Raw genomic sequence first — 14,071 nt, 5'->3', positions numbered from 1 at the left:
GTTCTGTGTTGTTCCGAGGGTTTAGTGTTTGGCCTCGCGAATCATGTTGCGGGCGATCACCAATTGCTGGATCTGCGTGGTGCCTTCATACAGCCGGAACAGACGCACATCGCGATAGAACCGCTCGATGGCGTACTCGCTCACATACCCGGCACCGCCATGAATCTGCACGCAACGATCCGCCACCCGGCCACACATTTCCGTGGCGAACATCTTCGAGCAGGACGCTTCGGTGCCGATGTTCAGGCCTTCGTCGCGCTTGCGCGCAGCGTCCACCACCATGCAGCGGGCGGCGTAGATCTCGGCCTTGCTGTCGGCGAGCATCGCCTGGATCAGCTGGAACTCGGCAATCGGCTGGCCGAACTGCTTGCGTTCCAGTGCGTAATTCAGGGCATCGTTGAGCATGCGTTCGGCAGCCCCGACGCTCACCGCAGCAATGTGCAGGCGGCCCTTGTCGAGTACCTTCATCGCGGTCTTGAACCCCACGCCTTCGACGCCGCCGATCAACTGGTCGGCCGGCACGCGCACGTTGTCGAAAATCACGTCGCAGGTGTGGGCGCCTTTCTGGCCCATCTTGTGGTCACGCTTGCCCAGGGACAGGCCCGGCGTGTCGCGCTCGACGATAAACGCACTGATACCGCCCGAGCCTTTGATGTCCGGGTTGGTGCGGGCCATTACCGTGTAAATCCCGGCGTGGGGAGCGTTGGTAATAAAGCGCTTGGTGCCATTGATGATGTAGTGGTCACCGTGGCGCACCGCTGTGGTTTTCAGCGAGGCGGCGTCGGAGCCGGAGTCCGGTTCGGTCAGGCAGAACGAGCTGAGCAGCTCGCCACTGGCCAGCTTCGGCAAGTAGTGCTGCTTCTGCGCCTCGGTGCCGTCCAGCAGGATGCCGATGGAGCCGATGCCGTTGTTGGTACCGAAGTAGGAGCGGAATGCCGGAGAGGTGCGCCCCAGTTCAAAGGCCACGTTGACCTCTTCTTCCATGGTCAGCCCGAGGCCGCCGTAGGCTTCGGGCAGGGTCAGGCCGAACAGGCCCAACTCGCGGAACTGGCTGACGATATCCGCCGGGACGTCATCGGCCTCGGCCAGTTCGTTTTCCCGTGGGATCAGCGCTTCGTTGACGAACTGCTGGAGGGTTTCCAGCAACAGATGAAGCGTTTCGGCGTCTCGGATCATGTGCATTCCTCAGCGGCCCGTTCGGCGGGCCAGTTGAAAGTCAATCTGCCGAGGCCCTGCGCCGATCTGTCTAGCGGGTGGCGGCCTCGATGTTGTTCACCATGTGCTTGAGACGGGGCCCGATGTCGTCCTCGAGTTTCTCCCGGGAAAGGTGAAAACTCGGTCCGCCACAGTTGAACGTCAGCAGCCCATGTTGTGCATGCAGCAGTGGTACGGCGATGGCGTTTACATCGCGGTGCCACTCACCGATCGACATGCAGTAGCCGAAATCGGTGTAATCCCGGAAGGCACGTTCCAGGCCCTTCCTGATGCCCGGCCAGTCCTCCAGATGACGCTGGCGGATATGGTCGAGAATAAATTCCCGCTCGTTTTCCGGCATCGCTGCCAGGCAGGCGCGGCCTGCGGAACTCAAGTGCAACGGCAACCGCGTACCGACCTGGCGGCGCATGGTCATGTTGGCTTCACCCTGGACCACGTCCAGGTACACCATGTCCAAACGATCGCGGGTCGCCATGGCCACCGCGGCCTGGGCGTACTTGGCCATCGTCTCCATCAGCGGATGGGCCACGGCCCGCACCGACAGGTTCGAAAGCATCGCGTAACCGAACGCCATCACCCCTACATCCAGCTGATACCGGCCTGACTGCGGCAAATGCTTGAGATACCCCAAGCGAGTCAGCGTGTGGGTCATCCGCGTAATCGTCGGCTTTGGCAGCCCGGTCTTGCGCGCCAGCTCCTGGTTACCCAGCACGCTTTCGCTGGGAGTAAAGCAACGCAGCAATTCCAGGCCACGTGCCAGGGCGGTAACGAACTGGCGGTCCTTGTCTTCTTCCTCGTCGGCATTCATCGGATCGATCAGCAAGTGCTCGAATGCGTGGTTGCCGGCAGGTGCTTCAGGTGTATTCGGGTCCAGGTTTCGACGGCGCATGTTAGTCCCCCTTTTTTTAGAAAATCAACAAAACAAAATTGTATTCCGCACAGCGAAACTAATCAACTTCGCGGGTGATTGTCTTTTTGTTTAATAAAACCCTTCTAAACAAAGAGTTATCGCTCGATTTTCGGGCGGCTCAGGTTTTTACGTTTACATCACGGCGAGTCGGTCCTTATGATTATCGCTAAATACGGAATGTTGTTTCGCATAGCGAAACACTCGATATCCGAACTAACAAGAACATTGCAGCAGGAGAACTTGTGGCCAGCCTCGACCCACCCGTAGTGCACCTCGACGTCCAGGACAATGGCGTCGCCGTGGTACGCATCCACCGTCACGAAGTTAAAAACGCCTTGAACGCCCAGGTTCGCGAAGAACTGGCCGAACATTTTCGTGCCCTGGCCAAGCGTCGTGATGTGCGCGCCATCGTGCTCACCGGCGGCGATCAGTTCTTCGTGGCCGGTGCCGACATCAAGGAATTCGCCAGCGCCACTCCGATCGAGATGTACCGCCGGCACACCGAGTATTTGTGGGAAGCCATCAGCCGCTGCCCGAAGCCGGTGATCGCCGCGGTGAACGGTTTTGCCCTGGGCGGCGGTTGTGAGTTGGCCATGCATTGCGACCTGATCGTCGCCGGTGAGTCGGCGCGGTTTGCCCAGCCCGAGGTCAAGCTGGGCCTGATGCCGGGCGCCGGTGGCACCCAGCGCCTGGTGCGCGCCGTGGGTAAGTTCCAGGCCATGCGTATCGCGTTGACCGGTTGCATGGTCAAGGCGCCGGAGGCTCTGGCCATGGGCATGCTCAGCGAAGTGGTGGCGGATGACCAGACTATCCCCCGCGCCCTGGAACTGGCTGCGCAGATCGCCGCCTTGCCGCCACTGGCGGTGGAGCAGATCAAGGAAGTGATGCTCGCCGGCGCCGACCTGCCGCTGGAAAGCGCGCTGGTGCTGGAGCGCAAGGCCTTTCAACTGCTGTTCGATTCGGCAGACCAGAAGGAGGGCGCCGCAGCGTTCTTCGAAAAACGCACAGCGAACTACCTGGGGGAATGACGATGACGGATTCAATCAAGATCATGGGCCTGGTAGGCACCGGTGTGATGGGCGCCGGCATCGCTCAGATTGCCGCCCAGGCGGGCGTGTTGGTGCGCTTGTTCGATGCCCGCGATGGCGCGGCGCAAACCGCTCGGGACAACCTCGGCGCCACGCTCTCGAAACTGGCCGCCAAGGGCAAGATCAGCCAGGCGGCGATGGACGCAGCGCTGGAAAACCTGCACGTCGCCGCCACAGTTGAGGCATTGCACGATTGCGACCTGGTGGTGGAAGCCATCGTCGAAAACCTCGACGCCAAGCGCGGCCTGTTGCAGCAACTGGAAGGCGTGGTCAGCGCGGGCTGCATCCTCGCCACCAACACCTCGTCGCTGTCGATCACGGCCATCGCCACAGGTTGCCAACACCCTGAGCGGGTAGCGGGGCTGCACTTCTTCAACCCGGTGCCGTTGATGCGCGTCGTCGAAGTGATCGACGGCCTGGCCACTGCGCCGAAGGTCGGCGATGACCTGCTGGCCTTCGTGGCCCGCACCGGCCATCGCGGCGTGCGCGCCAAGGACACCCCGGGCTTTATCGTCAACCACGCCGGCCGTGCCTACGGGACTGAAGCGTTGAAGATGCTCGATGAAGGCATTGCCGAGCGCGGCGATATCGACCGTATCCTGCGTGAAGGCGCAGGCTTTCGCATGGGCCCGCTGGAATTGCTGGACCTCACGGGCCTCGACGTTTCCCACCCGGTGATGGAGTCGATCTACAACCAGTTCTATCAAGAAGCGCGCTACAAACCGTCGCCCCTGACCCGTCAGATGCTGGCGGGCGGACGCCTGGGGCGCAAGAGCGGGCAGGGCTTCTACCGTTACGAAAATGGCCAGGTAGTCGACGGCCCGCAGCCGCAGCCGGTGCCTTCGGTGAAGCATCTGCCGCCGGTGTGGATCGCCACCGAAAACGCCGATGACTACGAGCGCCTCAGCGCCTTGGTGATCGAGTTGGGCGCGCACCTTGAAAGCGCGGCGCAGCCTTCGCCTGAAGCGTTATGCCTGCTGGCGCCTTACGGCCTCGATGCCACATCGGCCAGCGAGCGCTTCCACACCGACCCGGTGCGCACCCTGTGCATCGACCTGCTGACCGACCTGTCACGCCATCGCACCCTGATGCAAAACCCGCTGACCTCCACCGCCACCCGCGACGCCGCCCACGCGCTGCTTGCCAGTGACGGGGTGGGCGTGACGGTGATCAGCGACAGCGTTGGCTTCGTCGCCCAACGCACCTTGGCGATGGTGGTCAACCTGGCCTGCGACATCGCCCAGCAACGCATCGCCAGCGTCGACGACATCGACCAGGCGGTACAACTCGGCCTGGGTTACCCACAGGGTCCGCTGGCCTGGGGCGATGCCCTTGGGCCGCGGCGCATCCTCACGATTTTGCAGCGCATGAGCGAACTCACCCACGACCCACGTTATCGCCCCAGCCCCTGGCTGCGGCGGCGTGCAGTGCTGGGGATTTCCCTGCGTCATGAAGAGCCGGCAGTCGGCTGATTTCGATTCATCACAGGACAAGAATAATGGGTGCATTGACAGGTTTGCGGGTGCTGGATTTAAGCCGGGTATTGGCCGGTCCCTGGTGTGGCCAGGTATTGGCCGACCTCGGCGCGGAAGTGATCAAGATCGAACGGCCACAAAGCGGTGACGACACCCGTGGTTGGGGCCCGCCGTGGATGAAGACCGACACCGGCGAGTCGTCCGGGCAGGCGTCTTATTACCAGTCCACCAACCGCGGCAAATTATCCGTGGCCATCGACCTCGCCACCTCCGAAGGCCAGGAACTGGTGCGAGCCCTGGCGGCCAGCTCCGACGTACTGATCGAAAACTACAAGGCCGGTTCCCTGGCGCGCTATGGCCTGGATTACGCGACCCTGGCCGAGATCAATCCACGGCTGGTGTACTGCTCCATCACCGGTTTCGGCCAGACCGGCCCGCGTGCCGAAGAGCCCGGCTACGACTTCATCATCCAGGGCATCGGCGGCCTGATGAGCATCACCGGCGAGCGCGACGACTTGCCCGGCGGCGGCCCGCAAAAAGTCGGCGTAGCGTTCTCCGACCTGATGACCGGCCTGTACTCCACCGTCGCCATCCAGGCCGCACTGCTCAGCCGCGAACGCACCGGCGTTGGTCAACACATCGACATGGCGCTGCTGGACGTACAGGTCGCAACCCTGGCCAACCAGAGCATGAACTACCTGGCCTCAGGCAAGGTACCTGAGCGGTACGGCAACGCCCACGCCAACATCGTGCCGTACCAGGTGTTCCGTGCGGCAGACCGCGACTTCATTATTGCCTGCGGCAACGACAGCCAGTTTGTTGCGCTGTGCCACAGCATTGGCTTGCCGCACCTGCCGCAAGACCCGCGCTTTCGGCGCAATGCCGATCGGGTCGCGCATCGGGCCGAGATTGTCGAGCTGTTGTCGGCGCACTTTCTGGGGCGTACGGCGGACGAGTGGGTGGCGAGTATTCACGCATCGAAAGTGCCGGTGGGCGCGATCAATAACATCGCGCAATCGTTGGAAGAGCCGCAGGTGATTGCCCGAGGCTTGATGGTGAAGATCCCGCATCCCAAGAATCCGGATTTCGCCATGGTCGGCAGCCCGATCAAGATGTCGGGCACGCCGGTGGAGTATGTAAGGCCGGCGCCGATGTTGGGGCAGCATACCGATGAGGTACTGGGCGAGCGCCTGGGGTTGTCGGCGGAGCAACTGGGGCAGCTCAAGGCGGTCGGGGTGATCGAGCAGTTGGACTGAACAATGGCGGCCGTGAAGGCCGCCATCCACCTTGATGACTGTTTAGCGCGCGACTTCTTTAAGGTAGGTGTTTCGGGCAGCTACGGCAGTCGGCGTGAAGTCCGTAAATACACCATCAACTCCCGCCCGGAAGAAGGCCATGTATTCGGCCGCCGGATTGCCCTTGTAGGCACCGGCCAGGTACTTCGCTTCGTTGCGGAAGGTGAAGATATGGACGAACAAACCAGCCTTGTGCGCATCGCTGATCAGGTTGGTCGGCTTGAAGGTGTCGACTTCGGGCAAACCAGGGTTTTGCGCTGAAGTGGCGGTCAGCGACATCGCCTGCGGCTTCCAAGGCCCGATGCCGTCGGCGTAGGTCTTGACCTCGGCCAACCCGGCCGGAGTCAGCATCGCACCAAAGGCGCGTGGGTCGCCGGCGACGGTCCAGCTGTAGGGGCGGCCGCTGACGAAGGTGTTGGGTTTGTCCGTGATGAAAATGGTTTCGCCGGTCTTGAAGTCCACACCGTTCCCATCCACCAACTGCACCGCCCTGGATTGCAGGCCGATAGAGCGCAGGTACTTCAGGCTGTTCGGGTCAAAGCTTTGCACAAACACCGGCGCGTCTTTGCGATTGAGGTTGTTGTCTTTAAGGGTCTTGAGGAACGCCGCTTCGAACGGATGACTGCCCGGGGCGCCGCAACCATTGGCGATGGCCTGGGCGTTGTTCCAGATTGGGTTTTTGCTTTCCGGGTAGGTGGTAATCACACGGCCTGTGGCTGTGCTTTTGGCTTTTGCGATGTCGATCACTTCCTGGAAACTCAAGATCGGCAGCTTGCCGTTGAGTTCGGTCGGGCGCTCGTCACGGGCGTCGTACGTCGTGCCGCCGATCCATTGCTTGAGTTCTGCCAGTGTGAAATCGCTGATTGACCAGTCGTTGGTATGGTCTTCGCCGTCAACGATCAAGGACTTCAACACCGACTTGGGATCGTTGGGGTTGGTCAAATCGCTCAGGTACTGGGCCGGGCCATTTTCTGCGGTGGCGGGATACCGGACATTGACCAACACACCTGGAACCGTGCGCTTGCGGCGAGCAACCTCTGGGTTGGTCTTCGCGACGTCGCTGATGTTGGTGTTGTCGCTCAACCAGGGATTGTGCCGAGCTACCAATACACAGTCCTTGGTCATATGCAGGTCCAGTTCGAGCGAGTCGGCACCGGCATCGGCCGCATGCTCATACGACGCCCGGGTTTCCTCCGGGTACAGCCCCGGCAGGCCGCGATGCCCGATTACCAGTGGAGGTGCACCGTCCAGGGTCTTGAAGGAAGTCGAGGCGGCAGGCGCACTCCCGGTCACACTGTCACACGCGCTCACCATCAGGCTGCATCCGATAACGATAAAACGGGCAAGCAGGGTTTTTACCGCTGGCGGGCCTGAGCGAGTGTGCATGTGTCGTCCTTCAAGAAGAGGGTAGGGGCGGGGTATCTGCGGATGTTGGCGTTGACGCATGACAGCGTCGTGACAGGGAGTGGAGTGATGACTTTTCAGCAGTGCGCACCTTGGGAAAGCACAAATCTCACTGAATGCTTGACTTCTCCTTTTCAATCAGTAACATACGGCGCATTCCGCGATAGCTCAGTTGGTAGAGCAAATGACTGTTAATCATTGGGTCCCTGGTTCGAGTCCAGGTCGTGGAGCCATACAAGGTTCCAGAGAAGGCTTTCAAAATCTCTGAAACCCCCGAAAAACCCGCCTTCTGGCGGGTTTTTTCGTTTTGGCGTTCTGTCGGATTCCGGTGGGTACCAGCCATTTTAAGGGTAGAGTTTGGGATAAAGGTCAGTTCGATAATAGGGAGTACCCTTATGTCGCGCACTACTGCTCCACTCTCCGACGCCGCTTGCCGTTCGGCCAAGCCCACAGACCGCGCCTACAAGCTTTTCGACGGCGACGGCCTTTACCTTCTAGTCCAACCCAATGGCCGCAAAGGCTGGCGTCTCAGATACGTCAAACCTGATGGCCGGGAAGGACTGACCTCATTAGGCAACTACCCCATCGTTGGCCTCGCGGATGCGCGCCGCAAGCGCTTGGAGGTCAAGCGAATGCTGGCGGATGGCATTGACCCCATAGGAGCCAAGAACCTAGCCAAGACGGACGCTCTGATCAAAGGCCGCACCTTTGAAAGCGTTGCCCTCGGCTGGCACACGGAAATGTCAGCCAAGTGGGCACCAGACTATTCCAAGACAGTGATGAGTCGCCTCAAAACTCACCTCTTCCCGCTGATCGGCGCCCGCGCCATTGTTGACCTTGATACCCACGACCTGATGCGGCCCCTGGACGCGATTAAGAAGCGCGGAACGATAGACATTGCTTTAAGGGTACAAAACTACCTGCAGAGCATCATGCGCGAGGCAAAGCGCCTCCGGCTTATCACCGTAAACCCTGCTTACGACCTCGTAGGCTCGATCAAAGCCTCGCGGGTCGTCCACCGCCCCGCCTTAACCTTATCGCGTTTGCCTGAATTGCAGGAACGGATCGACACTTATAAAGGCCGCGCACTTACCCGGCTGACAGTCTTGCTGTCGCTGCACGTGTTTGTACGCTCCAGCGAGCTGCGCTTCGCCCGCTGGAGCGAGTTCGACCTCAAACGTGGCGTCTGGGAAATACCCGACACGCGACCAGCGTTGGAAGGCGTACCCTTTTCCACAAGGGGGACGAAGATGGCAGGCGATATCCATCTTGTACCCTTATCGCCGCAAGCGATCGCCCTGCTCGAACAGATCCACGCAATCACAGGCAAATTTGACTTGGTGTTCGCAGGCGATACCAAATCTTGGAAACCAATGTCCGAAAACACGGTGAACAGCGCGCTTCGGAAGATGGGGTACGACACCAAATCCGAGATCTGTGGGCACGGGTTTCGTTCGATGGCCTGCAGCGCACTGATCGAGTCAGGTTTGTGGGCAGACACAGCCATTGAGCGGCAGATGAGCCACAAGGAACGCAACAACGTCCGCGCCGCGTACACCCACAAGGCCGAGTTCATCGAAGAGCGCAGGCTGATCATGAACTGGTGGAGTCGCTACCTTGAGGCTAATCAGCAGAAGCATGTCAGTCCACGCGAATTCGCCAATCAGACGGGTGCGAATGTCACTCGCCTAAAAGCAAAACGTGGCGCAACTGAGTAAGCGCTCGGTCCTCATATCTCAGTGATCCGCTTTGTCCACGCGGGTCCATCCAAACAGGGCTGCAAAGCCGCCCTGTTTGGATGGACCTCCCTTAAAAAATCTAAAGCCCATATAGCTATCTGTGGAAAACCACCGATTTCCGCCGGTGAATAATTTCATCCACCACCGCAGATCTCCGGAAAATTCGAGCCTTGACCCAAATTATCCACAGGCGTAGAAAAGATCGGGCAAGCGCTGTCGTTGACAGCAACCCAGGTAGCCAGAACCTTTGAGGCTACGCCACACCGTGGTGGTTCTCCCAAAGTGCGATTAGCGTCCGGAGGCTCGCACGGTCACAGCGATGTGATGGATGCCTACTTTTATCAGTGTGCCCACTGCGGCAACCCATACTCTTTCGTAGCTGCCCTGCAGCATCCTATCCGCTTGGCCATTTCATTGCGCCAACCTTTGCCCGTCTCTTTCTCCCGGAAAGAGACGGGCACTCCTACCACTGCTGCAGCCCTCATCGTACAAGGCTTTGCGGCATTCCCCCTCGTGACAATCGGCGCGACAAACACCGAAGTCACCAGCAACAGCGATGCCGATGATGGTGCCGCAGCCCACGGAATGGACTGCACCTGACTGACAGTCAGGCATGCCCCAGTCATCGCATCACTGCCTTCACCCGACTCAGGATCTCGCGGCATTGGTCTCGTCAGCCAGCGCAGCTTCCGCCCGCCCACTTCTTCGAAAGTGCTCAGGAGGCTAGATCATGAGATGCCCAAGCTCCCGGTCGTAAAGAGCCGCCAGTCCCGCGTTAGTGGACAACCCTCACAGGTCGCAGGGGCCTTGATCCCTGATAACACTCAACATTCTTGGCGGGATGACGTGGGGAAAGTTTTAAAAATTTTGGCTTCGAGAGGACTTCGATCATGGCACTGGTGGGCAGGCGAGATGGACGCAATTTTGGCTATGGTCGGCAGTTGAGCTATGCCGGGCCGCAAGCGCTCAAAGACCTATTTGGCGGCGGACATTACGGCACGGTCAAGGCACACAGTGATCGGTGGCAGGCGTTTGTGCGCTGGTGTCGGTCGGAGGATGGACCAGGGTTTAACGATGCGCGGCAGATAGATAGCCAAACCTTGCTGGACTACACCGGACATCTGCGCCAACAAGTTGAACAAGGTGAGCTGGCTATCGCCACTGCGCAAAACCGGTTGTCCAGTGTGAATCGAACCATGGCCGCGCTTCGCGGTGATCAGTATGTGAAAGTGCCGAGCCCGAGTGAGGCGCTGGGAATGCGGCGCACCACTGTTCGTCGTTCAGTGCCGCAAGGCCAAGACCGCGAACAGGTGAAGCGGATCGTCGACGTGCTCTGCGAAAACCAAATGCCGCGCGCGGCGGCGATCGCTCAGTTGGCACGAGCCGCCGGCATGCGCTTACGCGAGGCCGTATTGGCGGACCTACCGCGTTTAAAACGTGAGGCAGAACACTATGGCAAGATGAACATCCAGGATGGCACCAAAGGTGGCCGCTCAGGTGCGTCGGCCCCTCGCTGGATCACGGTGAACGATCAAATCCGCGGCGCACTGGCATTCGCCCATCATGTCTCGCCTGACGGTAGTCACAACCTGTTAGCACCGCACGAAAGCTATCTGGACTTCACACAGAGCTCCGTCCGCCCCGTTCGAGACCTCCTCCATACGCACGAACTCAAAGGCTTTCACGACTTGCGGGCGGCCTATGCGTGTGAACGCTATGAACAGATCACCCATCATCTCGCGCCCATCAGCGGTGGCCGCTGCTATCAGCTCGACCGATGGTTAGATCAGGAGGCCCGAGTACAAATCAGCGATGAGCTCGGGCATGGCCGTATCGACGTGGTGTCGGCTTACATTGGCGGTCGAACATGAGCAAGGCATTCGATATGGAGCTGTTCCTGGCCGGCGTTCTGACCGGATCGCATTCCACACGCCAACGCCACCTTCGCCAGGCGGAGGCTATCCAAACAGCAATCGCTGAGCGATGGCAACGCGACAATCCATGGACTTGGCAGAGAAAACACCTTGCGTGGTTTTTAAAGCACCGCCTAAGCCAGCGCACTGACTCGACGCGTTATTACTATTTGCTGACCATGCAATTACTCACTTATCGCCTGGGAAAATCCTGGCAGTTCAACCGCTAAGCGAAGGTCAGAAAACGGCCAAAAGCAGACCGCCGGCGCGGTTCTGGTTTAGCTCGATAGTCAAGGCTCACAGCATGCGACTGCATATCTAAAGTTATTCTGGCTTATTGCTTACACCTATATCCCTAGAGGCCCCCTCTCATTTTCCGTGAACACAAGGTACACCAAGTAAGCTGGGGCTAGCTCTGGCTTTTTTGGTGACGTACTATGTCAGGATTGATTGTAAATCATGGTTTAGAGTGACATATGCCTAAAGCCATTGTTATCGAAGACGAGCAGCTTGAGCATGCTGTGAAGGTCGCCAAAGTGAGCAGCCCGGAGAACGGCGGTCGTGATGCGGCGCTGCTGCTTACATGCTTTGGAACCGGCATGACCGTGACGGAGATCTGCCGCCTTCGCGTGAGCGACTACCTCACCGAGTCCGGCGCTGTGCTGATCGACTCCCATGTGCGTGCAGAAATCGCCTACAACCATCGTTCCAGGCCGCTGTGCTGGACGAGCAAGAAGTTGACCAATGCTATAGACGCTCACCTTGCCGAACGCCTCGCACGCGGTCATGGTGTCTCAACCAGAGTGAAGGCCTTTCGCGGCCTAGATCCTGACTCACCGCTGTTTGTATCCGGTCGTACTGGCGAAGGCTTGAAGATCAGCGCTCAGCGGCGCGACGGTAAAACGTACTACAGCGCGAACCAACTCAGCCGACTTTATACAAGGTTGTTTGGTCTTGCTGGCATTGAAGGGGCCAGCGCGCAGTCAGGGCGACGGACGCTTGCGGTAAAGCTCAAACGCCGTGGTATCGACTTGAGGCATATAAGCGAGATTTTGGGTATCGAAAGCTTGGAGGCGGTCAAGAAGCTCTGTGCGAGCGATCCTGCCCGATTGGGCGATATTGTGCGAAGAATTATTTGATGGCTACCAGAATAACGGCGGACCAGCTCAATAACGCCGGGATGCAGATCAAAAAGCTTAGGAAGGAGTGACCATGCTGACAAATATCATTATTAAGGGATTTAAAAGTTATCGGGGTCAGCGGTTACCGCTGTCGCCCTTGACTCTGATGATAGGTGCCAATGCCTCAGGAAAAAGTAACGCGCTAGAGGCCTTCCGCTTCCTATGCTGGCTTGGCCAGGGTCAGAAGCTGTCAGTGTTACGCCACCGGGTCGATGAGTCTGAGCAGATTCTGCGAGGTCAAATCAAGGATCTTCCCTACCACCAAGGCCTATCATTCACCTTGGGTTGCGAAACCGACGACTCGGAGTGGAATAGCCTAAGTGTCGAAATTGCCCTGCGAGAAGATGAACTTCACATTGTTCAAGAAAGTATCAGCTCTCCTCTCCAAAAATTCCCGCTTTACCGTATCGAGCAAACCTCTAGCGGTTTAAGTACGGACGTGCGCGTTGCATACAATAATTTCTCAACAGGTGGTAAGAAGCCACAAATCACATGTACTGATCAAATCGCCATTCTTAACCAACTCGCCAGTTCGGCTTTGTTCGACTCCGGGCATAAAAAAGCACAGAAAGTTATCCCGCAAACGACTGAACACTTCCAGTACCTACTTGCTAACACTTTGTTTCTTGATCCCGTGCCTGCTCTGATGCGTGGCGATAGTTATCCGGATAAAAAATTGCGTGGTGACTGCTCTAACCTGTCCGGAGTTTTGTATTCGCTCTGGCAGGATGAGGAGGTCCGTCCTGCCATAATTGAATTCATCAAGAGTCTGCCCGAGCAAGATGTAAAAAGCGTGAATTTCTTCGAGGACCGTCGTGGACGTATATCTCTGGAATTGGTTGAGAACTTTGGTTCTGTCGAGCGAAATTGGTCCGTGGAGCTGCTTTCAGATGGCACGCTTAGAGTACTGGCTATTGCCGCAGCCCTGCTTTCTGCTCCTCCGGAGTCGACGCTGGTAATCGAAGAAGTTGACAACGGCGTCCACCCATCACGTGCGCGTCAATTACTGAAAACTATGCGTGAGCAAGCAGAGCTACGTGGTGTGCGCCTGCTGCTTAGCACTCACAACCCAGCTTTGATGGATGCGCTCCCAGACAGCGCTTTGGGAGATGTGGTGTTTTGCTACCGTGATCCCCAGGATGGCGACAGTCGCTTGGTACGCCTTGCCGACCTGCAGGACTACGCTGGTTTAGTTTCCCAAGGCCCATTAGGGGAGTTAGTAACCAACGGTATCGTGGATCGCTTTGTGAAATCGCCCGTGACGATGGAACAGAAACGCCAAAACGCACTGGATTGGCTCCGGAAAATGCAGGGAGAAGCCTAATGAGCTCAATCTGCTTGATCGATACTAGTGTGTTTGTAAACATGCTAAACGTGCCGGGTCTCAATCAGGATGCCGCACGTGTGGGTGCCGATTTCCTAGAGTACGCAAACAATAACTGCACGTTCATTCTGCCGATGGCCACCATCCTCGAGACCGGCAACCATGTGGCTCAAAACGGCGACGGAAGACTCCGCCGAGAAACAGCTCAGCGCTTCTGTGATGCTGTGCGCGCGGCGTTCGCCGATGAGCCCCCTTACAGACTCAGCGAGTTTCCCAGTACTGTACAAATCCTCGAGTGGCTGGCAGAGTTTCCGGATAAAGCAGGCCATAATAAGTCTGCCGCCCGAACCGGTGAAGGCACTAGCTTTGGTGATCTAAGCATCATCAAAGAATACGAGAGGTGTTTAGCGCGGTTCCCCATGAGCGAGCTATTCATTTGGTCCTTGGATAGCGACTTGGAAGCATACCATCACCAACCTGGACATCTGATCCGGCGATGATAGTGCCAGGGTGAATAATTGGCCTGT

General features: G+C 58.4%; 12 protein-coding genes and 1 tRNA gene. 10 read left to right on the top strand and 3 right to left on the bottom strand.

Annotated features, from left to right (window positions below; all coding sequences use genetic code 11):
• Positions 1–21: 21 nt before the first annotated feature.
• Entirely contained in the window at positions 22–1,176 is a 1,155-nt protein-coding gene (locus tag SNL23_RS08755) for an acyl-CoA dehydrogenase family protein (protein WP_318302042.1), read from the bottom strand.
• 70 nt (positions 1,177–1,246) lie between these two features.
• A complete protein-coding gene (locus tag SNL23_RS08750) occupies positions 1,247–2,104 on the bottom strand; it encodes an IclR family transcriptional regulator (RefSeq protein ID WP_318302041.1) in 858 nt (285 codons plus the stop codon).
• Between the two features lie 263 nt (positions 2,105–2,367).
• Here SNL23_RS08750 and SNL23_RS08745 point away from each other — a divergent pair, with 263 nt between their 5' ends.
• From SNL23_RS08745 to SNL23_RS08735, 3 genes are read left to right on the top strand one after another with little or no spacing between them, the layout of a single operon-like run.
• A complete protein-coding gene (locus SNL23_RS08745; RefSeq protein WP_318302040.1) occupies positions 2,368–3,153 on the top strand; it encodes an enoyl-CoA hydratase in 786 nt (261 codons plus the stop codon).
• Positions 3,154–3,155: 2 nt separating this feature from the next.
• Complete coding sequence (locus SNL23_RS08740) at positions 3,156–4,685, top strand: 3-hydroxyacyl-CoA dehydrogenase (RefSeq protein WP_318302039.1); 1,530 nt, start codon at positions 3,156–3,158, stop codon at positions 4,683–4,685.
• A 26-nt stretch (positions 4,686–4,711) separates the two neighbouring features.
• Positions 4,712–5,944, top strand: a complete 1,233-nt coding sequence (locus SNL23_RS08735; protein ID WP_076014467.1) for a CaiB/BaiF CoA transferase family protein — start codon at positions 4,712–4,714, stop codon at positions 5,942–5,944.
• Positions 5,945–5,986: 42 nt separating this feature from the next.
• Here SNL23_RS08735 and SNL23_RS08730 read toward each other — a convergent pair whose 3' ends face one another.
• Positions 5,987–7,369: a glycerophosphodiester phosphodiesterase family protein gene (locus SNL23_RS08730; RefSeq protein WP_318302038.1), complete on the bottom strand. Its 1,383-nt coding sequence runs from the start codon at positions 7,367–7,369 to the stop codon at positions 5,987–5,989.
• 175 nt (positions 7,370–7,544) lie between these two features.
• Between SNL23_RS08730 and SNL23_RS08725 the strand changes: the two genes are divergently transcribed.
• The 7 genes from SNL23_RS08725 (at position 7,545) to SNL23_RS08695 (ending at position 14,044) form a co-directional block, all read left to right on the top strand.
• Positions 7,545–7,620: transfer RNA gene (locus SNL23_RS08725), tRNA-Asn, on the top strand.
• A 162-nt stretch (positions 7,621–7,782) separates the two neighbouring features.
• Positions 7,783–9,105, top strand: coding sequence for a tyrosine-type recombinase/integrase (locus tag SNL23_RS08720; RefSeq protein WP_318302037.1), 1,323 nt, complete (start codon positions 7,783–7,785; stop codon positions 9,103–9,105).
• Positions 9,106–10,016: 911 nt separating this feature from the next.
• Positions 10,017–10,997: an integrase domain-containing protein gene (locus SNL23_RS08715; protein WP_318302036.1), complete on the top strand. Its 981-nt coding sequence runs from the start codon at positions 10,017–10,019 to the stop codon at positions 10,995–10,997.
• Positions 10,994–11,269, top strand: a complete 276-nt coding sequence (locus SNL23_RS08710) for a hypothetical protein (RefSeq protein ID WP_318302035.1) — start codon at positions 10,994–10,996, stop codon at positions 11,267–11,269. The genes SNL23_RS08715 and SNL23_RS08710 overlap by 4 nt, the downstream gene beginning before the upstream one ends.
• 246 nt (positions 11,270–11,515) lie before the next feature.
• Positions 11,516–12,178 carry a site-specific integrase gene (locus tag SNL23_RS08705; protein WP_318302034.1) on the top strand — a complete coding sequence of 221 codons (663 nt, stop codon included), beginning with the start codon at positions 11,516–11,518 and terminating at the stop codon, positions 12,176–12,178.
• 73 nt (positions 12,179–12,251) lie between these two features.
• Complete coding sequence (locus SNL23_RS08700) at positions 12,252–13,544, top strand: AAA family ATPase (RefSeq protein WP_318302033.1); 1,293 nt, start codon at positions 12,252–12,254, stop codon at positions 13,542–13,544.
• On the top strand, positions 13,544–14,044 hold the full coding sequence (locus SNL23_RS08695; RefSeq protein WP_318302032.1) for a hypothetical protein: 501 nt from the start codon (positions 13,544–13,546) through the stop codon (positions 14,042–14,044). Before SNL23_RS08700 ends, SNL23_RS08695 begins: the two co-directional genes overlap by 1 nt.
• Positions 14,045–14,071: the final 27 nt, after the last annotated feature.

Origin of the sequence: Pseudomonas sp. SED1, from assembly GCF_034044025.1 — a bacterium.
Lineage (GTDB): Bacteria > Pseudomonadota > Gammaproteobacteria > Pseudomonadales > Pseudomonadaceae > Aquipseudomonas.
Note: the sequence above shows the minus strand (reverse complement) of the source record. Positions and strands in the feature narration are given on the sequence as shown.

Excerpts from the sequence above, each read along its gene's own strand:
- SNL23_RS08750 (WP_318302041.1), bottom strand. The coding sequence starts at position 2,104 with ATGCGCCGTCGAAACCTGGACCCGAATACACCTGAAGCACCTGCCGGC.
- SNL23_RS08720 (WP_318302037.1), top strand. The coding sequence starts at position 7,783 with ATGTCGCGCACTACTGCTCCACTCTCCGACGCCGCTTGCCGTTCGGCC.
- SNL23_RS08755 (WP_318302042.1), bottom strand. The coding sequence starts at position 1,176 with ATGATCCGAGACGCCGAAACGCTTCATCTGTTGCTGGAAACCCTCCAG.
- SNL23_RS08740 (WP_318302039.1), top strand. The coding sequence starts at position 3,156 with ATGACGGATTCAATCAAGATCATGGGCCTGGTAGGCACCGGTGTGATG.
- SNL23_RS08705 (WP_318302034.1), top strand. The coding sequence starts at position 11,516 with ATGCCTAAAGCCATTGTTATCGAAGACGAGCAGCTTGAGCATGCTGTG.
- SNL23_RS08715 (WP_318302036.1), top strand. The coding sequence starts at position 10,017 with ATGGCACTGGTGGGCAGGCGAGATGGACGCAATTTTGGCTATGGTCGG.
- SNL23_RS08700 (WP_318302033.1), top strand. The coding sequence starts at position 12,252 with ATGCTGACAAATATCATTATTAAGGGATTTAAAAGTTATCGGGGTCAG.
- SNL23_RS08735 (WP_076014467.1), top strand. The coding sequence starts at position 4,712 with ATGGGTGCATTGACAGGTTTGCGGGTGCTGGATTTAAGCCGGGTATTG.
- SNL23_RS08695 (WP_318302032.1), top strand. The coding sequence starts at position 13,544 with ATGAGCTCAATCTGCTTGATCGATACTAGTGTGTTTGTAAACATGCTA.
- SNL23_RS08730 (WP_318302038.1), bottom strand. The coding sequence starts at position 7,369 with ATGCACACTCGCTCAGGCCCGCCAGCGGTAAAAACCCTGCTTGCCCGT.
- SNL23_RS08710 (WP_318302035.1), top strand. The coding sequence starts at position 10,994 with ATGAGCAAGGCATTCGATATGGAGCTGTTCCTGGCCGGCGTTCTGACC.